Below are 24,645 nucleotides of genomic sequence, written 5' to 3' on the forward strand. Positions count from 1 at the left end.
AAGTGATGTACGGAGCACAAGAGCAATGAAATTACCGATTTATCTGGACTACTCGGCAACGACCCCGGTCGATCCACGTGTTGCCGAGAAGATGATGCAGTTTTTGACCCTGGACGGTACTTTCGGCAACCCGGCTTCCCGTTCCCACCGTTTTGGGTGGCAGGCGGAAGAAGCGGTCGATATCGCCCGTAACCAGATTGCTGAACTGGTTGGCGCTGACCCACGTGAGATCGTGTTCACCTCTGGGGCCACCGAATCAGATAACCTGGCGATCAAAGGCGCGGCCAATTTCTATCAGAAGAAAGGCAAGCACGTCATCACCAGCAAAACCGAACATAAAGCCGTGTTGGATACTTGTCGCCAGCTTGAGCGCGAAGGTTTTGAAGTGACCTACCTGGCTCCACAGAGCAACGGGATTATCGATCTCAAAGAGCTTGAAGCCGCGATGCGTGAAGATACTATTCTGGTTTCTATCATGCATGTGAATAATGAAATCGGCGTGGTGCAGGATATCGAGGCTATCGGCGAAATGTGCCGTGCTCGCGGTATCATTTACCATGTGGATGCGACTCAGAGCGTAGGTAAATTACCGATCGATCTGGGCAAATTGAAAGTTGATCTGATGTCCTTCTCTGGCCACAAGATTTATGGTCCGAAAGGTATTGGTGCGTTATATGTGCGCCGTAAGCCGCGTATCCGTATCGAAGCCCAAATCCACGGTGGTGGCCATGAGCGTGGTATGCGTTCAGGCACGTTGCCGGTGCACCAGATTGTTGGCATGGGCGAAGCCTATCGCATTGCCAAAGAAGAAATGGCGAGCGAAATGGCGCGTTTGCGTGTCTTGCGCGATCGTCTGTGGAACGGCGTGAAAGATATGGAAGAAGTGTATCTGAACGGTTGCCTGGAACACGGTGCTCCGAATATTCTCAACGTCAGCTTCAACTATGTTGAAGGCGAGTCGCTGATCATGGCGCTGAAAGATCTGGCCGTTTCTTCAGGTTCTGCCTGTACTTCTGCCAGCCTTGAGCCTTCTTACGTGCTGCGCGCCTTGGGTATGAATGATGAGTTAGCGCACAGTTCGATCCGTTTCTCTCTGGGGCGTTTTACCACGGAAGAAGAGATCGATTACACCATTTCGCTGGTGCGTAAATCCATTGGCCGCTTGCGCGATCTCTCCCCGTTGTGGGAAATGTTCAAGCAGGGCGTGGATCTCAACAGCATCGAATGGGCACATCATTAATTCTCAGGATTTAGGAGCAACGTCATGGCTTATAGCGAAAAAGTAATCGATCACTACGAAAATCCACGTAACGTAGGATCCTTTGATAATGAAGATCCTAGCGTCGGTAGCGGCATGGTGGGCGCTCCGGCCTGTGGTGACGTGATGAAGCTGCAGATCAAGGTTAACGATGAAGGGATTATCGAAGATGCCCGCTTCAAGACCTACGGTTGTGGTTCCGCCATCGCATCCAGCTCGTTAGTCACCGAATGGATGAAAGGCAAATCACTCGAGCAGGCTGAAGCGATCAAAAATACCCAGATCGCCGAAGAGCTGGAGTTGCCGCCGGTTAAAATTCACTGCTCGATCCTGGCTGAAGACGCCATTAAAGCAGCAATTGCCGACTACAAAAGCAAACACAGCGCCAAGTAATTTTTTGAGTGATACCCGATAGATTTTCAGATCCCGCCAAACGTGCGGGTAGAGTAAAGATAACGGGTATATTGAGTGTGAGGTTGTTATGTCGATTACGATGAGCGACAGCGCTGCACAGCGTGTTCAGGCGTTTTTGGATCACCGTGGCAAAGGTCTTGGGTTGCGTCTGGGAGTGCGAACTTCCGGCTGTTCCGGGATGGCGTATGTGCTCGAATTTGTTGATGAAACGAACGATGACGACATCGTTTTTGAAGACAAAGGCGTCAAGGTGATCATTGATGGCAAGAGCCTGGTTTACCTTGATGGCACAGAACTTGATTTCGTTAAAGAAGGCCTGAACGAAGGCTTCAAGTTCAACAACCCGAACGTCTCAAGCGAGTGTGGCTGCGGCGAAAGTTTCAACGTCTGACAGTCCATCGTGCTCCCCCGCCATGTGCGGGGGAACCTTAACCATCACGATAACGCCCAGAGCACGCTATGGATTACTTTACTTTATTCGGGCTACCGGTTCGCTTCAACGTGGATGGTAGCCTGCTTACCTCGCGCTATCAGGATTTACAGCGCCAATTCCACCCCGATCGCCATGCTCTCCAACCTGAATGCGAACGCCTGATGGCGTTACAACAGGCTGCCACTATCAATGAAGCTTATCAGTCGCTGAAGCATCCGTTAAAACGTGCGGAGTATATGTTATCTTTGCACGGTTTTGATTTGCGTAATGAACAACACACGATGCGCGATACTGTGTTCCTGATGGAGCAATTGGAGCTGCGTGAAGAGCTGGATGCGATTGAACGTAAGCCTGATGCAGAAAGCGCGCTTGCGGTTTTCGCCGCACGTCTGAACAAGATATTTAAGCAGCGTAGTGCGCAAATGGTAGAGGAACTGGATAACCAGCAGTGGCCGCAGGCTGCTGACACCGTGCGAAAATTGCGTTTTTTGGACAAACTTCAGCAGCAAGTGGAACAACTCGAAGAAAAATTGCTGGGTTTTGAGTAATACATTTTCATTGTGGAAGCCCTAACATGGCCTTATTACAAATTAGTGAGCCTGGTCTCAGCGCCGCTCCACACCAGCGCCGTCTGGCTGCCGGGATCGATTTAGGTACTACCAACTCGCTGGTGGCCACCGTGCGCAGTGGGCGGGCGGAAACGCTGGCTGACGAACAGGGGCGCGATCTGCTGCCTTCTGTCGTGCATTATCAGGCGCAACAGCACCATGTAGGGTGGGCTGCGCGTGCGCAGGCAGCACAGGATCCAACCAATACTATCAGCTCAGTCAAGCGCATGATGGGCCGCTCTTTAGCCGACGTTCAACGGCATTATCCGAACCTGCCGTATCAGTTCCAAGCCAGCGATAACGGTTTACCGATGATGGTGACGGCTTCTGGTCTGGTGAACCCGATCGGGGTATCTGCCGATATCCTCAAGGCACTTGCTGCTCGGGCTAGCGCGGCGTTAGAGGGTGAGCTTGATGGCGTAGTGATCACCGTCCCCGCGTATTTTGACGATGCACAGCGCCAGGGCACTAAGGATGCCGCGCGTCTGGCGGGCCTCCACGTACTGCGTCTGCTGAACGAGCCTACTGCGGCGGCGATCGCCTATGGGTTAGATTCAGGTCAGGAAGGGGTGATTGCCGTTTACGATTTGGGCGGCGGTACTTTTGATATTTCTATTTTGCGCCTCAGCCGTGGCGTGTTCGAAGTTTTGTCCACCGGTGGGGATTCCGCGTTGGGTGGCGATGATTTCGATCATCTGCTGGCCGACTGGTTGCGTGAACAAGCTGGCGTGGCCTCGCGTCACGATCACAGCGTGCAACGCCAACTGCTGGACGCGGCGATCGCCGCTAAAATCGCGTTGAGCGATGCGCCAAGCGTCAACGTTAGCGTGGCTGGCTGGCAAGGCGAAGTGACCCGTGAGCAATTCGAGTCTCTGGTTGCTTCCCTGGTAAAACGCACCCTGATGGCCTGTCGCCGGGCGTTGAAAGACGCTGCCGTCAGCGCCGACGAGGTGCTGGAAGTTGTGATGGTCGGTGGTTCCACCCGCGTGCCTTTGGTACGTGAACAGGTGGGCGAGTTTTTTGGCCGCGCCCCGCTGACTTCTATCGATCCCGATAAAGTGGTCGCCATCGGTGCTGCGATCCAGGCGGATATTCTGGTGGGCAATAAGCCTGACAGCGAAATGCTGCTGCTGGATGTGATCCCATTGTCGTTGGGTTTGGAAACCATGGGCGGGCTGGTTGAGAAAGTCATCCCACGTAACACCACGATTCCTGTAGCACGGGCACAAGAGTTCACCACCTTTAAAGATGGCCAGGGCGCGATGATGATCCACGTGCTGCAAGGGGAACGCGAACTGGTGCCGGATTGCCGTTCTCTGGCGCGTTTCACACTGCGCGGTTTGCCGCCGTTGCCTGCGGGCGGGGCACATATTCGCGTCACCTTCCAGGTGGATGCCGATGGCCTGCTGAGTGTCACAGCGATGGAGAAATCTACCGGCGTTGAAGCCTCTATTCAGGTGAAGCCTTCCTATGGGCTGTCCGATGCCGAAATTGCTGACATGATCAAAGACTCTATGGCGAACGCACAAGGCGATATCGGCGCGCGCATGCTGGCTGAGCAGCGAGTGGATGCGTCACGCGTGCTGGAAAGCCTGCAAGGGGCTCTGGCGAGCGATGCTGCACTGCTGAACGAGGAAGAAAGCCAGGCAATCAATGCTGCGGTAGCCGATTTGCAACAGACAATGCAGGGTAACGATCCCGCCGCCATTGAAGCCGCCATCAAAGTAGTCGATGCAACAACCCAAGATTTTGCCGCGCGCCGCATGGATGCCTCCATTCGCCGTGCGCTGGCAGGCCATTCTGTGGATGAGGTTTAACCATGCCAAAAATTGTTTTCCTGCCCCATCAAGATTTATGCCCAGAGGGAGCAGTGTTAGAAGCGGAGAAAGGGGAAACCATCCTCGACGTTGCGCTGCGTAACGGGATTGAAATTGAACACGCCTGTGAAAAATCCTGTGCTTGTACTACCTGCCACTGCATCGTGCGTGAAGGGTTTGATTCGCTGGATGAAAGCAGTGAGCTGGAAGATGACATGCTGGACAAAGCCTGGGGGCTGGAGCCAGAAAGCCGTCTGAGCTGCCAGGCGCGCGTCACTGATGAAGATCTGGTGATTGAGATGCCGCGCTATACCATCAATCATGCGCGTGAGCACTAGAAAGTACCTCATTAGGCTACTGCGCTCAGCATTTTAGCCTAGGGCAGTGCTCGGAATCCTCACGTACTATGTGTACGCTCCGGTTCCTCCGCGCTGTCCATGGCAAAACTGCTTTCGCTCGCTACGCCTACTGAAGCACTTTCTCTGAGGAGGTTATTATTATGGGACTAAAGTGGACCGACAGCCGCGAAATCGGCGAAGCCCTGTACGATCAATACCCGGATACCGATCCGAAAACCGTGCGGTTTACCGATATGCACCAATGGATCTGCGATCTGGAAGAGTTTGATGATGATCCACAGGCTTCCAACGAAAAAATACTGGAAGCGATCCTGCTGGTCTGGTTAGATGAAGCAGAGTAAATAGCGTAACGGGCTGCCATTGGCGGCCCATTTATATTGCACCTGATACGATTAATAAAAGAATAATCCGGACTGGAGTAAGGCTATGACAACTGAAATCATGCAGATTACGCTGTCCCACGACGCTGCGGATGCGCGCTGGGGTGAAAAAGCGCTGCTGAGTACCAATAACGACGGCATGACTATCCATCTGATCGGTAATGGCAAGTTGGGCGCGATCCAGCGTGCTGCACGTAGGATTGATGGGCAGGGCATCAAAAAAGTTAAGCTGGTCGGTGAGGGCTGGGGTCTCGAGCAAAGCTGGGCATTCTGGCAAGGATTCCGTGGGCCAAAGGGCCAACGTAGCGTTGAATGGGCAGAGTTGTCGGCAGCGGAGCGCGGAGAACTGGAACAGCGCCTGAAGATTGTCGATTGGGTGCGTGACACGATTAATCTGCCAGCGGAAGAGCTGGGGCCAGAGCAATTAGCAACCCGTGCCGTCGATCTGATGTGTGAGGTTGCCGGTGAGGCGGTCAACTATCGCATCACTAAAGGCGAAGATTTACGCGAGCAGAATTATGCCGGTATCCACACCGTTGGCCGCGGTTCCGATCGTTCACCGGTGTTACTGGCGTTGGATTTCAACCCAACCGGTAATACTGACGCCCCGGTATTTGCTTGCCTGGTAGGCAAAGGAATCACTTTTGACTCTGGTGGTTACAGCCTGAAGCAAAGCGCATTTATGGATTCGATGAAGTCCGACATGGGCGGTGCAGCCACCATCACCGGGGCGCTGGCGTTAGCGGCGGCACGTGGTCTGAAACAGCGGGTAAAACTGTTCCTGTGCTGTGCGGATAACATGGTCAGCGGCAACGCGTTTAAGTTGGGTGATATCATTCGCTACCGCAACGGCAAAACCGTTGAAGTGATGAATACCGATGCTGAAGGGCGTCTGGTGCTGGCCGATGGCTTGATCGATGCCAGTGCACAAAATCCTGAGCTGATTATTGATTGCGCTACCTTGACCGGGGCGGCAAAAACGGCGCTGGGTAATGACTATCATGCCCTGTTCAGTTTTGATGATGCTTTGGCGCAAGAGTTGTTGGCCAGTGCCGATGATGAGCACGAGCCGTTCTGGCGCTTGCCACTGGCAGAGTTCCACCGCAGCCAGTTGCCGTCAAACTTTGCTGAGCTGAATAACGTGGCCGGTGCGGCTCACAGCGCTGGGGCCAGCACTGCAGCGGCTTTCCTGTCGCATTTTGTGCAGAACTACCAGAAGGGGTGGTTGCATATTGATTGTTCCGCCACTTACCGCAAAGGTGCCGTCGAGCAATGGTCTGCAGGTGCAACTGGCTTGGGTGTGCGCACATTGGCTAATTTGTTGTTGAGTAAAGCCAAATAATTGCCCGACTTTAACATGACATTTTTCCTAAGGGTTCAGCATGCTGAACCCTTAATACATTGGAGTAAGCAATGAGTTCCCACCACCATAATGACGATGCCGTTCCAGGCGAAAATGAACTTGAGCGCCTTCTGAAAATGGCGGTATCGGAACCTGCACATCGCCCGGCATTTTTCCGCGTGTTGCTGGAGTCGACGGTTTACATTCTGGGCGACGGTGAACAGGTGCAGCAGGAAGGCGACATCATGCTGAATGCTGAGACACCGGTGAATATTCAACATTGGGAAAAGCAGGATGGCAGCAGCATTATTCCATTTTTCTCTTCGCTGGAAACGCTGCAAAAAGCGGTAGAAGGTGCACAACCCTTTATCGCCATGCCTGCGCGCGTACTGTTTGAAATCACTCAGGGTGATGAATTGTTCCTCAACCCGAAAGCGGAATACGGTAAAGAGTTTTTCCCAGATGAAATCGCCATGCTGTTGGCTACTGGCGGAGTGGTGAAGCCGGTAGAGCATTACGTCGATAAAGACAGCCAAATCCTGCTGGGCCAACCTGAAACCTATCCTTCGGCGATGGTCGACGCATTAACGACGCTGTTCAGCCAACATAAACCGGTACGCCGTGCGTTTCTGGCGTTGATGCACGATCGTGCAGTGGATGAAAAACCCAATCTGTTGATCGGCCTGGAAATGGATGGTGAGCAGGCTGAGATTGAAGCGCTGATCAGTGAGGCAGGCAGTGTCGCCAGCGCAACGGCCCCAAATGACGATCCGGTTGATTTTTGTCTGGTGTCAGAGAAAGAGCGCGGTATCAGCCACTATCTGATCACGCACACGCAGCCTTTCTACCAGCGCCGCTGGGGCAGTTGGCTGCGTAATCTCATTCCTTCAACGGAAAAAACGCAATAAGCATCACCCGTGTGGCATCGTTGACTGTTGCAAGATGTTCCGTCGCAGAATATGGGCAATTGAGAGATTTTTTTTAATGAAATGTTGATTTTCCCGTAGGCAAGCGTTAACGGCACACATATAATCTGCGCCACTTGAGAAGGCCGGTACTTCAACTTTTGACCGGCCTGTTTTAGAACATATAGAGGCCATCATGACTGTACAACGTACTTTTTCGATCATTAAACCAAACTCAGTAGCTAACAACGACATCGGTGCAATCTATGCCCGTTTCGAGCGCGCAGGTTTCAATATCATCGCTTGCAAAATGCTGCGCCTGACTCGCGAACAAGCCGAAGGCTTCTACGCTGAGCACAAAGGCCGTCCTTTCTTTGACGGTCTGGTTGAGTTCATGACCTCTGGCCCGATTGTCGTTCAGGTGCTGGAAGCAGAAAACGCTGTGCAGCGTAACCGTGATCTGATGGGCGCTACCAACCCAGACAACGCGCTGGCGGGCACTCTGCGTGCTGACTATGCAGACAGCTTCACTGCTAACGCTGTACACGGTTCTGATTCTGTAGAATCTGCGCAACGTGAAATCGCATACTTCTTCAACGAAAGCGAAATCTGCCCACGTTAATGGCGGATTTTCCTGGTTAGGGCAGGCTATTTACCGGTAGATACAATAAAAATACCGTGAAAGCCGTTCAAACGTGGAAACCCGTTAATAAAATTTGTACAATGCCGCGCCCCAGGTAAGCCATCTTATCTGGGGCGTGTTTTTAGTGTCGCTGTCCTCTACTGTGCAGCCTGAATGACACACTTACTTTCCATTCTTTCGAGCCATAACGTGTAACAACGAGGCCAAGAGATCATTATGTTAGAACCCATCGCGTCCGAGCACACCTTGTCTGAAAATAATTCACCGATCGAATCTGCCGTTAATACGGAACAACCGGCTGCGGCCAAAATAAACCTGCTTGATTTAAACCGTCAGCAAATGCGTGAGTTTTTCGCCAATATGGGGGAAAAACCATTCCGCGCCGATCAGGTCATGAAATGGATCTATCATTACTGCTGTGACGATTTTGAGCAGATGACCGACATCAACAAGGTTCTGCGTGGCAAATTGCAGAAGATCGCCGAAATTCGCGCGCCTGAAGTGGCGGAAGAACAACGTTCAACCGATGGAACCATCAAGTGGGCCATCAGCGTCGGCGATCAGCAGGTTGAAACCGTGTATATCCCAGACGGCGATCGCGCCACGCTGTGTGTTTCCTCGCAGGTGGGCTGCGCGTTGGAGTGCAAATTCTGTTCGACCGCACAGCAGGGCTTTAACCGCAACCTGCGCGTGTCAGAAATTATCGGTCAGGTATGGCGTGCTGCCAAAATCCTCGGGGCGATGAAGGTTACCGGCCAGCGCCCCATCACCAACGTGGTGATGATGGGGATGGGGGAACCGTTGCTCAACCTGAATAACGTGGTTCCTGCGATGGAAATCATGTTGGATGATTTTGGTTTTGGCCTGTCAAAACGCCGTGTGACCCTGTCTACTTCCGGTGTGGTTCCGGCGTTGGACAAGCTTGGTGATATGATCGACGTGGCATTGGCGATCTCGCTGCACGCGCCAAACGATAAGATCCGCGATGAGATCGTGCCGATCAACCGTAAATACAATATCGAAACCTTCCTGGCTGCGGTTCGCCGTTACCTGGAGAAATCCAATGCCAATCAGGGGCGTGTTACCGTTGAGTACGTGATGTTGGATCACATCAATGACAGCACCGATGATGCGCATCAATTGGCAGCGTTGCTGAAAGAGACGCCTTGCAAGATCAACCTGATCCCATGGAACCCGTTCCCTGGTGCACCTTATGGCCGCAGTTCCAACAGCCGCGTAGACCGTTTCTCCAAAGTATTGATGGAATACGGCTTTACGACTATTGTTCGTAAAACCCGTGGCGACGACATCGATGCTGCCTGTGGGCAGTTGGCGGGTGATGTGATCGACCGTACTAAGCGTACCCTGAAAAAGAAAATGGCCGGGGAACCTATCAACGTACGAGCGGTCTGAAACCTATAGCATGATTTTTTTGTTATCTAACAGCCTGTTATGTGAACAGCAATCCTTCAGGTAATCGGGTAACATCAGATAAGGAATGAGTGCAGGCATGAAGCTGAAACTGTGGGGCGTGTTATTGGCAGCCGGTTTGTTAGCTGGGTGCTCAAATTCGGTGCCGGACAAAGACCAACCGGCGGCGGGGCAAACGCGTTTGCAACTGGGCCTGGAATATCTCAATCAAGGGGATATGCAGGCTGCGAAGCAGAATCTGGAAAAAGCAGCAGATGCAGCCCCACGGGATTATCGTACTCAATTGGGTATGGCTCTCTACTTTCAGCGGATTGGTGATAACACTGCGGCTGAGCAGCGTTATCATCAAGCGCTCAAGCTTGCACCGGCCAATGGCACCGTACTGAATAATTACGGTGCGTTTCTCTGTAGTTTAGGGCAGTATGTACCGGCCCAACAGCAGTTTAGCGCTGCGGCACAGGCACCCGATTACGCTCAGGTTGCCGACAGCCTGGAAAATGCAGGTTACTGTTTCCTCAAAGCCGGGCAAAACGATGATGCGCGCAAGTTATTATCACGGGCGCTGAAGATCGATCCGGACAAGGGTGCTCCGCTGTTGGCGGAGGCAGAAAAGCAATTTGGAGAAGGGAAGCGCGCGCAGTCGCAACTTTTATTGGATAGTTATCAACGTGTTCTGCCGGCCAGTGCCGACAGTTTATGGTTACAGATTCGTTTCGCCGCGTTAGCAGGTCGTCAGGATAGCGTTCAACGCTACGGCAAGCAGCTAGCGCGAAGTTTTCCACAATCCAAACAGTACCAGCAGTTCTTAGCTAATGAATACTGAAGACTCCCAAGATAAAACCGTATCTATGACGACAGGTCAACGTCTGCGTCTGGCCCGTGAACAGCTCGGGCTGAGTCAACAGGCCGTTGCAGAACGCCTGTGTCTCAAAATGTCTACCGTGCGCGAGATTGAAAGTGACACGCTTTCTGCCGATCTTGCTTCGACTTTCGTGCGTGGTTATGTCCGCTCTTATGCCAAGCTGGTACATGTGCCAGAAGATGAGCTGTTGCCGATGTTGGCAAAGCAGACTCCCGCCAAAGTGTCTAAAGTGGCTCAGATGCAGAGCTTCTCACTGGGCAAACGCCGTAAAAAGCGTGATGGCTGGCTGATGAGCTTTACCTGGTTGATCGTATTTGTGGTTGTCGGCCTGACCGGTGCCTGGTGGTGGCAGAACCACAAGGCGCAGCAGGAAGAGATTGCAACCATGGCCAATCAATCATCGGCCCAGCTTTCCCAACATAACAATGATGGTGAGACAGCGCCGTTGAACGACGGTGATGCTGCTTCTGCGGTTGATGATGGCGCTGCGCCAGAACCTCAGGCCGCTCCGGTAACAACCAATACACCGGTTGCCTCTCCACAGGTTCCAGATACTACGGCGCTGCAAACGGCTCCGCAGCTTGTGGTGCCAGCACCGAATCAGGCAACAAGCCCGGTAGTGGCACCGGCCGTTCCTGCTGCTCAGCCTCAGTTGCCGACCGGTGAAGCCGCTGTGAGTGCACCTGTTGAGGACGCTAACGGGTTGGTGATGGATTTCTCCGCTGACTGCTGGTTGCAGGTAACGGATGCTACGGGTAAAACCTTATTCAGTGGCATCCAGAAAGGGGGAACCCGTTTGAACCTGGCTGGCACCGCACCGTATAAACTGACCATCGGCGCACCGGCTGCAGTACAGATTCAATATCAAGGTAAGCCGGTCGATTTAAGCCGGTTCGTTAAGGCAAACCGTGTTGCTCGTCTGACCGTTGCCGCGCAGTGATAGCGCGGCGATTGTCGTTATGTCAGAGCAACAGTGGAGAGTAAGTGATGCATAACCAAGCACCCATCAACCGCCGCAAATCAACACGCATTTACGTCGGCAAGGTGCCTATTGGCGATGGTGCACCGATTGCCGTGCAGTCGATGACCAACACACGTACCACCGATGTCGCTGCGACAGTGAATCAAATCAAGGCGTTGGAGCGTGTAGGTGTCGATATTGTGCGTGTCTCCGTTCCTACTATGGACGCTGCTGAAGCATTCCGGCTGATCAAACAGCAGGTGAATGTGCCGCTGGTGGCGGATATCCATTTCGATTACCGCATCGCGTTGCAGGTTGCCGAATACGGCGTTGATTGCCTGCGTATCAACCCTGGTAACATCGGCAATGAATCCCGGATCCGTTCGGTGGTTGATTGCGCGCGCGACAAAAACATCCCCATCCGCATTGGGGTGAACGGTGGTTCTCTTGAAAGAGACATCCAGGAAAAGTACGGTGAACCAACACCGGAGGCGCTGCTGGAATCGGCAATGCGTCACGTCGATATTCTTGATCGTCTGAACTTTGATCAGTTCAAGGTGAGCGTGAAGGCGTCTGATGTCTTCCTGGCAGTGCAATCTTATCGCTTGCTGGCTGCACGCATCGATCAACCTTTGCATCTGGGGATTACCGAAGCCGGTGGCGCGCGTAGCGGTTCCGTGAAGTCGGCGATTGGCCTGGGTATGCTGCTGGCCGAGGGGATCGGTGATACCCTGCGTATTTCGTTGGCTGCCGATCCGGTAGAAGAAGTGAAGGTGGGTTTTGATATCCTGAAGTCACTGCGCATTCGTGCGCGCGGCATCAATTTTATCGCTTGCCCGACGTGTTCGCGTCAGGAGTTTGACGTGATCGGCACGGTCAATGCGTTGGAGCAGCGCCTGGAAGATATCATCACGCCGATGGATGTTTCGATTATCGGTTGCGTGGTAAACGGGCCTGGTGAAGCGTTGGTATCTACTTTAGGGGTCACTGGCGGGCACAATAAGAGCGGCTTCTATGAAGATGGCGTGCGCCAGAAAGAGCGTTTTGACAACGAGCAGATGATCGATCAACTGGAAGCGAAGATTCGCGCCAAAGCAGCGATGCTGGATCAATCCAACCGCATTGCGGTCAATTTGCTGGAAAAGTAAGCATACAAGCCGGTGGAGCGGGCATTTAGGCCCGCTTATTGATGAGCCTGACGGGCTTAACGTGCATCCGCGTTGAACAGCGGATGGCAAAGTCCCTATAATCGGTTTCATTTTTATATAAAACGGACAGAGAACTCACGTGGCAAAAAACATTCAAGCCATTCGCGGCATGAACGATTACCTGCCGGAAGACACGGCATTGTGGCAGCGTATTGAAGGCACTCTCAAGCAAGTGTTGGGCAGCTACGGTTACAGCGAAATCCGGTTGCCGATTGTAGAGCAGACCCCGTTATTCAAGCGCGCCATTGGTGAAGTGACCGATGTCGTAGAAAAAGAGATGTATACCTTTGACGATCGCAATGGCGAAAGCCTGACGCTGCGCCCGGAAGGGACGGCTGGTTGCGTACGTGCCGGTATCGAACATGGTCTGCTGTACAATCAGGAACAGCGTCTGTGGTACATCGGCCCGATGTTCCGCTATGAGCGGCCACAGAAAGGCCGTTATCGCCAGTTCCACCAGTTAGGGGCCGAAGTGTTTGGCCTGCAAGGCCCGGATGTTGATGCTGAGCTGATTCTGCTGAGCGCCCGTTGGTGGAAAGCGTTGGGGATTGCCGAGCACGTCAAGCTTGAGCTGAATTCAATTGGTTCGTTGGAAGCACGAGCCAACTACCGCGATGCGTTGGTGGCTTTTCTGGAACAGCATCAGGAAAAGCTGGACGAAGATTGTAAACGTCGTATGTACAGCAACCCTTTGCGCGTGCTGGACTCCAAAAATCCCGAAGTACAGGCCCTGTTGAATGACGCGCCGCGTCTTTCTGAGCATCTGGATGCAGAGTCCAGAGAGCACTTCAATGGCTTGTGCGAACTTTTAACGCAGTCAGGTATTTCATATACCGTCAACGAGCGTTTGGTGCGTGGCTTGGATTATTACAACCGCACGGTATTTGAGTGGGTAACCACCAGCCTGGGCGCGCAGGGCACCGTGTGTGCCGGTGGTCGCTATGACGGCCTGGTTGAGCAACTGGGCGGGCGTGCTACACCAGCCGTGGGCTTTGCCATGGGGCTGGAGCGTTTGGTGCTGCTGGTTCAGGCTGTGAATCCAGATTTCAAAGCGCCAGCAACGATTGATGTCTATGTCATCTCTTCCGGTACTGGCGCGCAAAGTGCGGCGGTGCAGTTGGCCGAAAGGGTGCGTGATGCCGTACCGCAGATTAAATTGATGACCAACTATGGCGGCGGTAACTTTAAGAAGCAAATCACCCGCGCAGACAAATGGGGTGCTCGCATTGCCCTGATCCTGGGTGAAAATGAAGTGGCGGCACAGCAGGTGGTGGTCAAAGACCTGCGCAGTGGTGAACAAGAAACGCTGGCGCAAAGCGAAGTCGCAGCGCGTCTGGCTTTGATGCTAGGTTAAGGAGAAGGACACCGTGGAAGTTTATACCACTGAAAACGAACAACTTGATGCCGTGCGCCGGTTCTTTAGCGAAAATGGTAAAGCATTGGCCGTGGGCGTGGTGCTCGGTGTTGGTGCTCTGTTGGGGTGGCGCTATTGGCAGAGCCACCAAAACGCCAGCATGATGGCGGCTTCGGATGCCTATCAACAGGCCAACGAACAGCTGGCTGCGGGTAAAGCGGACGGCGTGGCTGCTGAAGAGAAATTTATTCAGGCCAACAGTAATAGTTACGGCGTACTGGCTGCACTGCAGTTGGCAAAACACTTTGTTGAACAGAATGATTTCGCGAAAGCAGAACAGCAATTGGTAGTGGCTCAGGGCCAAACCAAAGATGAAAGCCTGTTGGCGATCATTAACCTGCGCTTGGCGCATGTCCAATTGCAGGAAAAAAAGCTGGATGAAGCGCTGAAAACCTTAGATGGCGTGAAGGGCGAAGGCTGGCTGGCTATGGCACAAGACGTTCGCGGTGATGTGCTGTTGGCAAAAGGTGATATCAAAGGTGCCCGTGAAGCTTACAGTAAAGGCATCGAATCCAATCCCTCTCAGGCACTGGCGGGATTGATGCGCATGAAATTGAATAACTTGTCCAGCTAAGGGGAATTCCCATGCAATTGCGTAAAACACTCTTGGTCGGGCTGGTTTCTGTTGCCTTGCTGAGTGGTTGTTCGCTGTTTAGTGGCGAAGAAGACGTGGTTACCATGTCGCCGCTGCCAAAAGTTGAAAACCAATTCACGCCGAATAAAGCGTGGAGCACCTCGGTCGGTGATGGTATTGGTGAATACTATTCTCACCTGCGCCCGGCCTATCAGGATGGCACCGTTTATGCCGCCGATCGCCGTGGTCTGGTGAAAGCGATGGATCTGCTTGAAGGGAAAGAGAAGTGGTCGGTGGATCTGTCAGAGAAAACCCGTTTCTTCACCCGTAATCAGCCAGCGCTGCTGTCTGGTGGCCTGACGGCTTCTGGCTCTAACGTCTATGTAGGCAGCGAGAAAGCGGTTGTTTATGCGCTCAATACCACCGACGGTAAAGTGACGTGGCAGACCAAGGTGGCCGGTGAAGCGATTTCCCGCCCGGTGGTTGCCGACGGTATGGTTCTGATCCATACCACTAACGGTCAGTTACAGGCGCTGAACGAAGCCGATGGTGCCATCAAGTGGACGGTTAACCTGGATATGCCTTCGTTATCGCTGCGTGGTGAATCCGCGCCAGCCGTTGCGTTTGGTGCAGCGATCGTTGGCGGTGATAATGGCCGCGTCAACGCCGTGCTGATGCAGCAGGGGCAATTGATCTGGCAGCAGCGTATTTCTCAGCCGAGCGGCGCGACTGAAATCGATCGCCTCAACGATGTAGACACCACTCCGGTGGTGGTTGACAACGTGGTATACGCATTGGGTTACAATGGCAACCTGACGGCGCTGGATCTGCGTTCTGGTCAGATCGTATGGAAACGTGAGATGGGCTCAGTAAACGACTTTATCGTTGATTCTGGCCGTATCTATCTGGTTGATCAGGACGATCGCGTCATCGCCATGAATACCGATGGCGGTGCCAGCCTGTGGCGTCAGAGCGATCTGTTGCACCGCAATCTGACCGCACCTGCCTTGTATAATGGTTATCTGGTGGTTGGGGATGCCGAAGGTTATCTGCACTGGATCAACACCACCGACGGTCGTTTTGTGGTTCAGCAGCAAGTGGATAGCTCCGGCTTCCTGTCTGCGCCGATTGTGGCGGGTGATAAACTGCTGATTCAGGCGCGTGGCGGTAAAGTTTACGCTTTCACCCGCTAACCAACCGGTTTGTATACCCATAAATTTCAAGCGGCGGTCAACAGCATTGCGGCTTGAAAGATGAAGGGGATAACGGCTCCTGATGCTCAGGGGCCGTTTCGTGTTTTTAAAACGACGCAGCCAACGCACATTCAATCTGAAGTATGACGTGTCTGTCGCGCTGCGTGGTTACGCATTGATTATCAAGTAATGAGGCTTCAACCATGATACCTGTCGTCGCGCTGGTCGGGCGCCCGAATGTGGGTAAATCCACCTTGTTTAACCGTTTAACACATACGCGCGATGCGCTGGTGGCGGATTTCCCCGGGCTAACGCGAGACCGCAAGTATGGTCGTGCTGAAGTTGAGGGCAATGAATTTATTATCGTCGATACCGGGGGTATTGACGGCACGGAAGACGGTGTCGAAACCCGCATGGCGGGGCAATCGCTGCTGGCGATTGAAGAAGCGGACATTGTGCTGTTTATGGTGGATGCCCGCGCTGGCTTGATGCCTGCCGATCAAGGAATTGCTCAGCATTTACGCAACCGTCAGAAGGCCACTTTCCTGGTTGCCAACAAAACCGACGGCATGGATCCCGATACTGCCACCGCAGATTTCTATGCGCTGGGGCTGGGTGAGGTATTTGCCATCGCTGCATCCCATGGGCGCGGTGTGGCGCAACTGATCGAACATGTGCTGGTGCCATTCCTCCCAGAGAAGCCAGAGGAAGTGGAACTGACCGAAGAAGAGGCTAACGCAGCCTATTGGGCAGAGCAAGACGGTGAAATCGCGGAAGACGGTGAAGGTGAAGAGCCGGAAGACGACTTCAACCCGCAAGATTTGCCGATCAAACTGGCGATCGTGGGCCGCCCTAACGTAGGTAAGTCTACGCTAACTAACCGTATCCTCGGCGAGGAGCGGGTGGTGGTGTATGACATGCCGGGCACGACCCGTGACAGCATCTATATCCCGATGACGCGCGACGAGCGCGAATATGTGCTGATCGACACCGCTGGGGTGCGTAAGCGCGGCAAAGTCACCGAAACGGTAGAAAAGTTCTCGGTAATCAAAACGCTGCAGGCGATTGAAGATGCCAACGTGGTGTTGCTGGTGATCGATGCCCGTGAAGGCATTTCCGATCAGGATCTCTCCTTGTTGGGCTTTATCCTCAATAGTGGGCGCTCACTGGTGATTGCGGTCAATAAGTGGGATGGCATGAGTGAAGAAGCGCGTGAGCACGTGAAAGAGATGCTCGATCTGCGCTTGGGCTTCGTCGATTTCGCCCGCGTGCATTTTATCTCTGCGCTGCACGGCAGTGGTGTTGGTAACTTGTTTGAATCCGTATTGGAAGCTTACGAGTGTTCGACCCGCCGCGTGAATACCTCAATGCTCACCAAAATCATGCAGATGGCTACCGACGACCATCAGCCGCCGTTGGTACGTGGCCGCCGCGTGAAGCTGAAATATGCCCATGCCGGTGGATATAACCCGCCGATCGTGGTGATCCACGGTAACCAGGTGTCCGATCTGTCGGATTCGTACAAGCGTTACCTGATGAATTATTTCCGCCGCTCATTGAACGTGATGGGTACGCCGATCCGTATTCAGTTCAAAGAGGGGGATAACCCGTTTGCCGGTAAGCGCAATACGTTGACCCCGAATCAGATGCGCAAGCGCAAGCGCTTGATGAGCCATCTGAAGAAATCAAAATAGTAGCAACAGGGCGTGGTATTGATACCGCGCCCTATTTTTATCTGCCTGAAATCGTTTTATTATCTGTGTATTACAACCTTTTACTGCCCTCCGCGAAGGATCGTCATGTCCTGGGAAACCTGGAGTTTTGCATTTAACGTTACCGTTCCAAATCTGCTGATGATGCTATTGGGTATTCTGTTGCGGTACACGCGGCTGATGGACGATCGTTTTATCGACGGTGCCAGCAAGCTGGTGTTCAATCTCGCTTTGCCCTGCCTGCTGTTTTTCAGCATTGCCACTAATCATCCGCAACTGCGGGATAACGTTCCGCTGGTGATTTATGGGGCTTTGGGTACGATTTTCACCTTCCTGTTGCTGGAAGTGGCGGCGAAGTGGCTAGTGAAAGAGCCCCGTGAGCGCGGGGTGTTTGTGCAAGGAGGCTTCCGTGCCAATACGGCAATCGTTGGCCTGGCTTACGCCATGACGGCCTACGGTGATGAAGGGGTAGCGATTGCTTCGTTATACCTGACCGTAACGGTGATCCTGTTTAATATCCTGTCGGTGATTACCTTGACGCGCAGCTTGCAGGGTGGGCAAGGGAAAAAGATTAAGCATTCGTCATTGCTGCGCAGTATTGTCACCAATCCGCTGATTATTGGCCTGCTGAGCGGGTTAGCTTATGCACAAACCGGGCTGGGTATTCCGCAGGTCTTCAAACAGACCGGCACTTATATCTCCGGGCTTTCGCTACCGCTGGCGCTGCTGTGTACCGGTGCCAGCCTGGATTTACGCGCGATGTTCCGCTCGTCCAACGTCGCTGCGCTCGCGTCATCCGCTAAGCTGTTTCTGGTGCCGATGCTGATGACATTTGGGGGATGGCTATTTGGTTTCCACGGTGCAGCGCTGGGGATTATCTTCCTGTTTTCAGCCACGCCAACGGCATCGGGCAGCTATGTCATGACTCGCGCCATGGGCGGCAATGCCACATTGGCTGCCAATATTATTGCCATCACCACCGTCGGCTCATTTTTTACTACCGTGTTTGGGATCTATCTCCTACGCTCGTGGGGCGTGATTTAATTTGAGGGAAAGAAAGATGGATGCAATCTGTCCTGACTGTGCTCAGCCGATGAGCTGGGTAAAGGGGAATTATCACTGTGATGCCTGCAACAGGGACTATCGGCAGATCGCCGAGTGCCCCGACTGTGGGCAACTTTTGCAGGAGTTGAAAGCCTGCGGCGCGGTGGATTACCTGTGCCAGCATGGTCATGGGCTGATCTCTAAAAAGCGCGTCAAGTTCAGCTATCAGCCACTTTAACCGTTAAACATCATACAGGCGGTGATCGTGCGTACTCACCGCGGGTGATACCTTGTTTGGGCTGAGGCGTTTAACCGAAGCGCGCACCACCAACCGCCCACAGAGCAGCATATTGCACGGTGGCGCATCCGATCGCAGCATGCGGCGTTGCAACAGCCCAATAGCTTCCTGGCCCAACTCATCGCGTGGTACGTGTACCGAGGTGAGTGGGACATCATGAATGGCCGCCAGATTAAAACCATCGGTGCTCATCACCGAAATATCCCCCGGTACGTTAAGTTGCATCTTCCTAAGCGCATTAACTGCGCCAACGGCCATATAGTCGCCGCCGGTCAGGATGGCGCTGGGCAAACGTGCCCGATCGTCAATGCCGTGAATAAACGTTGTCAGTGCCTGTTCGGCTTCTTCACTACCAAAACCGGATGTAGCGATCAGGTGTTGGCTGTCATCGAAAGCAATGTTATGCCAGCTATAAGCCTGACGGATGCCTGCCAGACGTAATTCCATGGTGTTGCGGCGCAGGCATTGCAGGTTGAGAATGTGGCTATGCCCTTGCTGAAACAAGTAGTTGGCAGAATATTCACCGATCAGTTGATGGTCGGGTGAAACGCTGTCGAGGCGCATCTGGCGATCAGTGCAGTTAATCAAAACACAGGGTTTATTCAGATCGGCGGCCAGCGTATGGATATGCTCATCATCAATGCCGATAATCAACGCGGCTTCGGTTTGCGGATCGCTCATTTTTTCCAGGAACAGCGCACTGTCGCTGTGAGTTTCCTCCAGCCCACAGTAGCGGATCCGCACTTCATGCTCAGCCAGTGCAGCGGTGATCCCCTGAATCACTTTGTAATAGAATATATCGGTGCGCACGTCGAAAGCGCGCTGTGGTGCAAACACCATCACGTTATTCAACATCAGCCTGCCGTTGGAAAGCCCTTGCAGGATGCCGTTCTGTTGTGCGCACTCCAGCACCCGCTGGCGTGCTGCTTGGCTGGTGTTGGCTTTCCCCGCTAATACGCGGGAAACGGTACTGATGGAAAGGCCGGTTTGGCGGGCAATTTCCTGTATTTTCAGCTTTCCATTCATTCTGTGATCTCCTTCAAATTCACTGATGAGAATATTTTCACAGTGCTTTCTGGCTTGTGAACAGCTTCTGATTGCCATTATGGCGATATTTTAGCTCGCTTATGAAAATTTTTGCAAAAAACACCATTTCGCTCCATCACTTCACTGGTTAGTCTGTTTTGGTACACCAATTTATAGATTTATCAGGCCAATTTATTGGGCTGAATTACAAGTAAAACAAAAATTAAATCATAGGGTTGTCATAGCGGCAGAGTTGTATTTGTGAGCGTTATCACAAGAGTTCGCTGTTAACACTTCCGATAGAAACATGTGCTCTACCAAAAAGGTGCATTGTCACCACGGAGATTCGAGATGAGCGTAGAAATCGAACAAGTCGCTGTACGCAGTGGCCGCAAATTCAAATCGTTGCGCTGGTGGATGCTGGCGCTGTTCTTGCTTGGGGTAACGGTTAACTACATTACCCGTAACTCGCTGGGTATTCTGGCACCGGAGTTGAAAACCAGCCTGAACATGACCACCGAGCAATATTCCTGGGTGGTGGCGTCGTTCCAGTTGGCCTATACCGTATTCCAACCGATTTGCGGTTGGCTGATTGATGTTATCGGCCTGAAAATGGGCTTCCTGATCTGCGCCAGTATCTGGGCAGTGGTGTGTATGATGCATGCCGGAGCAGGAACCTGGCTGCAATTAGCGATCCTGCGCTTCTTTATGGGGGGAGCGGAAGCCGCCGCCACGCCGGGCAACGCCAAAGCGATTTCTGACTGGTTCCCGAAAAAGGAACGGCCAATTGCTGCCGGTTGGGCTGGCGTTGGTTTCTCCATCGGTGCCATGTTGGCTCCGCCGATTATTGTTATCGCGCACGTTTCTTTTGGCTGGCAGGGGGCGTTCCTGTTTTCCGGGGCTTTGGGTTTGGTGTGGGTCGTGCTGTGGTGGCTGTTTTACCATTCACCAAAGCAGCACCCGAATTTGAGCCAGAAAGAATTTGAACTGATTCATGAAGATAATGAGCCGGTATTGCCAAAGCTGCCGTTCTTCAAATCGCTGGCAATCCTGTGCAGAAACAAAAAATTCTACGGTATCGCCATTCCGGCATTTCTGGCCGAGCCTGCCTGGGCGGTATTCAGCTTCTGGGTGCCACTTTATCTGGCGACTGAACGCGGTATGGATCTCAAGCAGATCGCCATGTTTGCCTGGCTGCCATTCCTGGCGGCGGATATCGGCAGCGTCGCCAGTGGCTATCTCACCACGCTGTATCGCAAATGGTTTGGCTGTTCACGGGTGAACTCGGTGGTAGCCAGTTCAGTGACCGGTGCTTTCATGATGGTATCGCTGGCGTTTGTGGCAATCACTAAAGATCCTTATATCGCGATCGCGCTGATCTCTGTCGGCGGCTTTGGCCACCAGGTGATCTCCTGCATGTTGAGCGCACTGGTGGTGGAATCGTTCGATAAAAACCAGATGGCGACGGTTAACGGCATGCGCGGTTCCAGTGCCTGGATCGCCAGCTTCCTGTTTACGTTGCTGATCGGTGCGGTTTCCGACACCGTTGGCTTCAACCCACTGTTTGTTGCCATGGGCTTCTTCGATTTGATCGGTGCGATGTTCCTGATTGGCCTGATCGCTGAACGTGGCAAGAAGCCATCACCTACTGTTTAAAGCTGGATCTCTATGAAAACGTTAAAAAATTGGACTTTGGTGGGGCAATATGCCGATCGGATTGAGCTGCTGGTGGATGAGCAGCACCTGTTCTGCCTGTATGTTTTGGAAAACTCACTGTTCCGCGTGTTGATTAAGCGCCAAGGTGAGCTGGCGTTGAACCGCACCTGGAGTATCGCCCCAGAAGGGGATGTCCCTTGGGAAGGGCGGGATCGTCTCAGTGTAGCCGGTTTTGGCTTACCTGGTTACCAATTGGAGATCGATAGTGCAAGTTTGACGCTGGCTACCCCGCAACTGCGTGTGACGGTGCACCAGCCACTGTGGCTGGAGTGGGAATACTGTAACGCCGAGGGGGAATGGCAGCCGTTGGCGGCGGATCGCCCGACCAGCGCTTATCTGCTCAATGCGCATGGCGACGGGGTGGCACATTACCAGCGCCGCTTTGCTAGCGAGCGTTACTATGGTTTGGGGGAAAAGGCGGGCGATCTGGAGCGCAGTGGCCGCCGTTACGAGATGCGTAACCTGGATGCGATGGGCTACAACGCCGCCAGCACCGATCCGCTCTATAAACATATTCCATTTACCATTACGCGCCGTACAGACGTCAGCTTTGGGCTGTTTTATGACAACCTGAGCAGTTGCTGGTTAGATCTGGGGAACGAGATCGACAACTATCATTTGGCTTACCGCCGCTATCAGGCTGAAGCCGGAGATCTGGATTATTATCTGTTCCTCGGGCCGAAAGTGCTGGATGTCACCAAGGCTTTTGTGCGCCTGACCGGTAAAACCCATTTCGGGCCGAAATGGAGCCTCGGTTACAGCGGTTCTACCATGCACTACACCGATGCACCGGATGCGCAGCAGCAGTTGCAGCAGTTTATCCAACTGTGTCAGCAGCATGATATTCCCTGCGATTCGTTCCAGCTCTCATCGGGTTACACCTCGATTGGCAACAAGCGTTATGTGTTCAACTGGAACTACGACAAAGTGCCGCAGCCTAAACAGCTCAGTAAAGCCTTCCATGAGGCCGGGCTGAAGCTGGCCGCGAATATCAAACCTTGTCTGTTGCAGGATCACCCGCAGTACCAACAGGTGGCAGAGCAGGGGTTGTTTATCCGTGATTCGGAAAGCAACACACCGGAACGCTCAAGCTTTTGGGACGACGAAGGTTCACACCTCGACTTCACCAATCCGGCTACGGTGCGCTGGTGGCAGCAGGGGGTAACAGAGCAACTGTTGGCCATGGGTATCGACGCTACCTGGAATGACAATAACGAATATGAAGTCTGGGACGGTGAAGCGCGTTGCCACGGTTTTGGTCAACCGATTGCCATCAAACATATTCGCCCGGTGATGCCGCTGCTGATGATGCGCGCCTCGCTGGAAGCTCAACAGCGTTTTGCACCGCACCTGCGCCCTTACCTGATCTCCCGTTCTGGCTGTGCGGGCATGCAGCGCTACGTGCAAACCTGGAGCGGTGACAACCGCACCAACTGGCAAACCCTGCGCTACAACACCCGGATGGGGTTGGGCATGAGCCTGTCGGGGCTATTCAACGTCGGGCATGACGTTGGTGGTTTTTCCGGCGATAAACCGGATGCTGAACTGTTTGTACGCTGGGTGCAGAACGGCGTAATGCATCCGCGTTTTACCATCCATTCGTGGAATGATGATGCAACCGTTAATGAGCCCTGGATGTATCCGGCGGCGACGCCGATGATTCGTGAAGCGATTAACCTGCGTTATCGCCTGATGCCGTACTTCTACACTCTGCTGTGGCTGGCGAGTACCGATGATGAGCCGATGCTGCGGCCAACGTTTCTCGATCATGAGCATGATGAGCGTACTTTGCGGGAAACCGATGATTTCCTGATTGGCCGCGATCTGCTGGTGGCCAGCGTGGTGGAACAAGGGCAGCGCCAGCGTGAGGTTTATCTGCCAGATAACGGCGACGGTTGGTACTGCTTTTATAGCGGCCAGTGGTATAGCGGTGGTCAGACGATTGTCTTGGATGCACCGTTGGAACGCCTGCCGTTACTGGTGCGTGCTGGTGCTGCACTGCCGTTGTCACAACGTTTTGCCCATGTGGATATCGCCGCAGACGATCGCCGTGAATTGCAGTTATTCCCTACCAAAGGTTGTGGGTGCTCTGCGGGCTTATTGTTTGAAGATGATGGCGAAAGCTATGGCTGGCAGCAGGACAATGCGTTGTGGTTACAGTGGCAAGCGGTCAGCGACAGTGTGCGCATTGAATTGACTATTACCGCCGAAGGGCATTTTAAACCGGCCTGGCAAACGCTGGATATCACGCTGCCCGCCGGTGAAACCCGTGAGCTGTGGGTGAATGGGGTTCGTGGTAATAGTTATGCATTAAGCTAAGGTTATGCCAAACGATTTACGATCACGATCGTAATGGAACCGATCCCCAAGGGCGTATTCTATGCTGCTCTTGGGGATAATTTTTTTTAATATTGCCGACGGCGTGATCCTCTCTGATATATTCTCTGTCAACGTACTGTTATATCCTCTTTTATAAGAAACTGTATCTATATCTCTCCAAGTGAAAAAATTAACGTGTTTAACTTCCTGAATAAGCAACGATATTAATCACAAGAGAGAACATGATGACCAAATATATCTCAATGGCTCTGGTGGCGATTTTTATGTCTGGCAGCGCACCTGCAATAGCAAAAGATAAATCCCACGATGGTAAAAATAACATCACTTTTTTTGATTCGGGTAAATTTACCGGGTTGCCTTTTTCTGATGGCGTCAGAGTAGGGAATATTCTGTTCCTTTCCGGGGAAATTGCCTCAGAAAGACAGCCCGATAATACCTTTAAAGTTATTCCTGGTGGCATTAAAGCCGAAACAAAGAAGATCTTTGAAAATATCCGCGCATCCCTGAATGAAAAAGGGTATGAGATGAAGGATATTGTCAAATGCACGGTAATGTTAGCTGATATGTCTGAGTGGGCTGAGTTTAATGAAGTTTATCAGACCTTTTTCAGCCAACCTTATCCTGCAAGAAGCGCATTTGGAGTCAGTGGGTTGGCACTCGGCGCTAAGGCCGAAGTGGAGTGTATTGCTGCCAAATAAATATCATGC

Annotated in this window: 24 protein-coding genes; 23 read left to right on the plus strand and 1 reads right to left on the minus strand. The window is 52.9% G+C overall.

Annotated features, from left to right (window positions below; all coding sequences use genetic code 11):
* Positions 1–25: 25 nt before the first annotated feature.
* From iscS to IV04_RS15360, 20 genes are all read left to right on the plus strand, one after another.
* Complete coding sequence (iscS, locus tag IV04_RS15265; protein WP_037395411.1) at positions 26–1,240, plus strand: cysteine desulfurase; 1,215 nt, start codon at positions 26–28, stop codon at positions 1,238–1,240.
* Between the two features lie 24 nt (positions 1,241–1,264).
* Positions 1,265–1,651, plus strand: a complete 387-nt coding sequence (gene iscU / locus IV04_RS15270; RefSeq protein ID WP_037395413.1) for a Fe-S cluster assembly scaffold IscU — start codon at positions 1,265–1,267, stop codon at positions 1,649–1,651.
* A gap of 88 nt (positions 1,652–1,739) precedes the next feature.
* Positions 1,740–2,063 carry an iron-sulfur cluster assembly protein IscA gene (gene iscA / locus IV04_RS15275; RefSeq protein ID WP_021178859.1) on the plus strand — a complete coding sequence of 108 codons (324 nt, stop codon included), beginning with the start codon at positions 1,740–1,742 and terminating at the stop codon, positions 2,061–2,063.
* A gap of 68 nt (positions 2,064–2,131) precedes the next feature.
* Positions 2,132–2,653, plus strand: a complete 522-nt coding sequence (gene hscB, locus IV04_RS15280; protein WP_037395415.1) for a co-chaperone HscB — start codon at positions 2,132–2,134, stop codon at positions 2,651–2,653.
* A gap of 26 nt (positions 2,654–2,679) precedes the next feature.
* Entirely contained in the window at positions 2,680–4,530 is a 1,851-nt protein-coding gene (gene hscA, locus IV04_RS15285; RefSeq protein ID WP_037395417.1) for a Fe-S protein assembly chaperone HscA, read from the plus strand.
* A 2-nt stretch (positions 4,531–4,532) separates the two neighbouring features.
* The gene (gene fdx / locus IV04_RS15290) at positions 4,533–4,868 is read left to right on the plus strand and encodes an ISC system 2Fe-2S type ferredoxin (RefSeq protein ID WP_037395419.1); all 336 of its coding nucleotides are present in this window, start codon (positions 4,533–4,535) and stop codon (positions 4,866–4,868) included.
* A 161-nt stretch (positions 4,869–5,029) separates the two neighbouring features.
* The gene (gene iscX / locus IV04_RS15295; RefSeq protein ID WP_006327336.1) at positions 5,030–5,230 is read left to right on the plus strand and encodes a Fe-S cluster assembly protein IscX; all 201 of its coding nucleotides are present in this window, start codon (positions 5,030–5,032) and stop codon (positions 5,228–5,230) included.
* Between the two features lie 85 nt (positions 5,231–5,315).
* A complete protein-coding gene (pepB, locus tag IV04_RS15300; protein ID WP_037395425.1) occupies positions 5,316–6,611 on the plus strand; it encodes an aminopeptidase PepB in 1,296 nt (431 codons plus the stop codon).
* A 71-nt stretch (positions 6,612–6,682) separates the two neighbouring features.
* Positions 6,683–7,519 carry an enhanced serine sensitivity protein SseB gene (gene sseB, locus IV04_RS15305; RefSeq protein ID WP_037395426.1) on the plus strand — a complete coding sequence of 279 codons (837 nt, stop codon included), beginning with the start codon at positions 6,683–6,685 and terminating at the stop codon, positions 7,517–7,519.
* A gap of 193 nt (positions 7,520–7,712) precedes the next feature.
* Entirely contained in the window at positions 7,713–8,138 is a 426-nt protein-coding gene (ndk, locus tag IV04_RS15310; protein WP_037395428.1) for a nucleoside-diphosphate kinase, read from the plus strand.
* A 237-nt stretch (positions 8,139–8,375) separates the two neighbouring features.
* Positions 8,376–9,572 (plus strand): bifunctional tRNA (adenosine(37)-C2)-methyltransferase TrmG/ribosomal RNA large subunit methyltransferase RlmN, encoded by a 1,197-nt coding sequence (locus IV04_RS15315; protein ID WP_037395430.1) that lies wholly within the window; start codon positions 8,376–8,378, stop codon positions 9,570–9,572.
* Between the two features lie 97 nt (positions 9,573–9,669).
* Complete coding sequence (pilW, locus tag IV04_RS15320) at positions 9,670–10,413, plus strand: type IV pilus biogenesis/stability protein PilW (protein WP_037395432.1); 744 nt, start codon at positions 9,670–9,672, stop codon at positions 10,411–10,413.
* Positions 10,403–11,392 (plus strand): cytoskeleton protein RodZ, encoded by a 990-nt coding sequence (gene rodZ / locus IV04_RS15325; protein ID WP_037395433.1) that lies wholly within the window; start codon positions 10,403–10,405, stop codon positions 11,390–11,392. The genes pilW and rodZ overlap by 11 nt, the downstream gene beginning before the upstream one ends.
* A 47-nt stretch (positions 11,393–11,439) precedes the next feature.
* Positions 11,440–12,561 (plus strand): flavodoxin-dependent (E)-4-hydroxy-3-methylbut-2-enyl-diphosphate synthase, encoded by a 1,122-nt coding sequence (gene ispG, locus IV04_RS15330; RefSeq protein ID WP_037395434.1) that lies wholly within the window; start codon positions 11,440–11,442, stop codon positions 12,559–12,561.
* 139 nt (positions 12,562–12,700) lie between these two features.
* Positions 12,701–13,975 carry a histidine--tRNA ligase gene (gene hisS / locus IV04_RS15335; RefSeq protein WP_037395435.1) on the plus strand — a complete coding sequence of 425 codons (1,275 nt, stop codon included), beginning with the start codon at positions 12,701–12,703 and terminating at the stop codon, positions 13,973–13,975.
* Between the two features lie 13 nt (positions 13,976–13,988).
* A complete protein-coding gene (locus tag IV04_RS15340) occupies positions 13,989–14,609 on the plus strand; it encodes a YfgM family protein (protein WP_037395437.1) in 621 nt (206 codons plus the stop codon).
* 11 nt (positions 14,610–14,620) lie between these two features.
* Positions 14,621–15,802: an outer membrane protein assembly factor BamB gene (gene bamB, locus IV04_RS15345; RefSeq protein WP_037395439.1), complete on the plus strand. Its 1,182-nt coding sequence runs from the start codon at positions 14,621–14,623 to the stop codon at positions 15,800–15,802.
* A 203-nt stretch (positions 15,803–16,005) separates the two neighbouring features.
* Positions 16,006–17,496: a ribosome biogenesis GTPase Der gene (gene der / locus IV04_RS15350; RefSeq protein WP_037395440.1), complete on the plus strand. Its 1,491-nt coding sequence runs from the start codon at positions 16,006–16,008 to the stop codon at positions 17,494–17,496.
* Positions 17,497–17,601: 105 nt separating this feature from the next.
* Positions 17,602–18,558 carry an AEC family transporter gene (locus tag IV04_RS15355; protein ID WP_037395442.1) on the plus strand — a complete coding sequence of 319 codons (957 nt, stop codon included), beginning with the start codon at positions 17,602–17,604 and terminating at the stop codon, positions 18,556–18,558.
* Positions 18,559–18,574: 16 nt separating this feature from the next.
* A complete protein-coding gene (locus IV04_RS15360; RefSeq protein WP_037395444.1) occupies positions 18,575–18,796 on the plus strand; it encodes a zinc ribbon domain-containing protein in 222 nt (73 codons plus the stop codon).
* A 3-nt stretch (positions 18,797–18,799) separates the two neighbouring features.
* Here the strand turns inward: IV04_RS15360 and IV04_RS15365 are convergent, their stop codons facing one another.
* A complete protein-coding gene (locus tag IV04_RS15365; RefSeq protein ID WP_037395446.1) occupies positions 18,800–19,882 on the minus strand; it encodes a LacI family DNA-binding transcriptional regulator in 1,083 nt (360 codons plus the stop codon).
* Between the two features lie 351 nt (positions 19,883–20,233).
* Between IV04_RS15365 and IV04_RS15370 the strand changes: the two genes are divergently transcribed.
* From IV04_RS15370 to IV04_RS15380, 3 genes are all read left to right on the plus strand, one after another.
* Entirely contained in the window at positions 20,234–21,538 is a 1,305-nt protein-coding gene (locus IV04_RS15370) for an MFS transporter (RefSeq protein WP_037395447.1), read from the plus strand.
* A gap of 12 nt (positions 21,539–21,550) precedes the next feature.
* On the plus strand, positions 21,551–23,917 hold the full coding sequence (locus IV04_RS15375) for a TIM-barrel domain-containing protein (RefSeq protein ID WP_037395448.1): 2,367 nt from the start codon (positions 21,551–21,553) through the stop codon (positions 23,915–23,917).
* 242 nt (positions 23,918–24,159) lie between these two features.
* Positions 24,160–24,636, plus strand: coding sequence for a RidA family protein (locus IV04_RS15380; protein WP_197062138.1), 477 nt, complete (start codon positions 24,160–24,162; stop codon positions 24,634–24,636).
* Positions 24,637–24,645: the final 9 nt, after the last annotated feature.

The organism is Serratia sp. Ag1, from assembly GCF_000743355.1.
Classification (GTDB): domain Bacteria; phylum Pseudomonadota; class Gammaproteobacteria; order Enterobacterales; family Enterobacteriaceae; genus Chania.

Bases quoted from the DNA above. Each gene is read 5' to 3' on its own strand.
- iscS (WP_037395411.1), top strand. From the start codon at position 26: ATGAAATTACCGATTTATCTGGACTACTCGGCAACGACCCCGGTCGAT.
- iscU (WP_037395413.1), top strand. From the start codon at position 1,265: ATGGCTTATAGCGAAAAAGTAATCGATCACTACGAAAATCCACGTAAC.
- iscA (WP_021178859.1), top strand. From the start codon at position 1,740: ATGTCGATTACGATGAGCGACAGCGCTGCACAGCGTGTTCAGGCGTTT.
- hscB (WP_037395415.1), top strand. From the start codon at position 2,132: ATGGATTACTTTACTTTATTCGGGCTACCGGTTCGCTTCAACGTGGAT.
- hscA (WP_037395417.1), top strand. From the start codon at position 2,680: ATGGCCTTATTACAAATTAGTGAGCCTGGTCTCAGCGCCGCTCCACAC.
- fdx (WP_037395419.1), top strand. From the start codon at position 4,533: ATGCCAAAAATTGTTTTCCTGCCCCATCAAGATTTATGCCCAGAGGGA.
- iscX (WP_006327336.1), top strand. From the start codon at position 5,030: ATGGGACTAAAGTGGACCGACAGCCGCGAAATCGGCGAAGCCCTGTAC.
- pepB (WP_037395425.1), top strand. From the start codon at position 5,316: ATGACAACTGAAATCATGCAGATTACGCTGTCCCACGACGCTGCGGAT.
- sseB (WP_037395426.1), top strand. From the start codon at position 6,683: ATGAGTTCCCACCACCATAATGACGATGCCGTTCCAGGCGAAAATGAA.
- ndk (WP_037395428.1), top strand. From the start codon at position 7,713: ATGACTGTACAACGTACTTTTTCGATCATTAAACCAAACTCAGTAGCT.
- IV04_RS15315 (WP_037395430.1), top strand. From the start codon at position 8,376: ATGTTAGAACCCATCGCGTCCGAGCACACCTTGTCTGAAAATAATTCA.
- pilW (WP_037395432.1), top strand. From the start codon at position 9,670: ATGAAGCTGAAACTGTGGGGCGTGTTATTGGCAGCCGGTTTGTTAGCT.
- rodZ (WP_037395433.1), top strand. From the start codon at position 10,403: ATGAATACTGAAGACTCCCAAGATAAAACCGTATCTATGACGACAGGT.
- ispG (WP_037395434.1), top strand. From the start codon at position 11,440: ATGCATAACCAAGCACCCATCAACCGCCGCAAATCAACACGCATTTAC.
- bamB (WP_037395439.1), top strand. From the start codon at position 14,621: ATGCAATTGCGTAAAACACTCTTGGTCGGGCTGGTTTCTGTTGCCTTG.
- der (WP_037395440.1), top strand. From the start codon at position 16,006: ATGATACCTGTCGTCGCGCTGGTCGGGCGCCCGAATGTGGGTAAATCC.
- IV04_RS15355 (WP_037395442.1), top strand. From the start codon at position 17,602: ATGTCCTGGGAAACCTGGAGTTTTGCATTTAACGTTACCGTTCCAAAT.
- IV04_RS15360 (WP_037395444.1), top strand. From the start codon at position 18,575: ATGGATGCAATCTGTCCTGACTGTGCTCAGCCGATGAGCTGGGTAAAG.
- IV04_RS15365 (WP_037395446.1), bottom strand. From the start codon at position 19,882: ATGAATGGAAAGCTGAAAATACAGGAAATTGCCCGCCAAACCGGCCTT.
- IV04_RS15370 (WP_037395447.1), top strand. From the start codon at position 20,234: ATGAGCGTAGAAATCGAACAAGTCGCTGTACGCAGTGGCCGCAAATTC.
- IV04_RS15375 (WP_037395448.1), top strand. From the start codon at position 21,551: ATGAAAACGTTAAAAAATTGGACTTTGGTGGGGCAATATGCCGATCGG.
- IV04_RS15380 (WP_197062138.1), top strand. From the start codon at position 24,160: ATGATGACCAAATATATCTCAATGGCTCTGGTGGCGATTTTTATGTCT.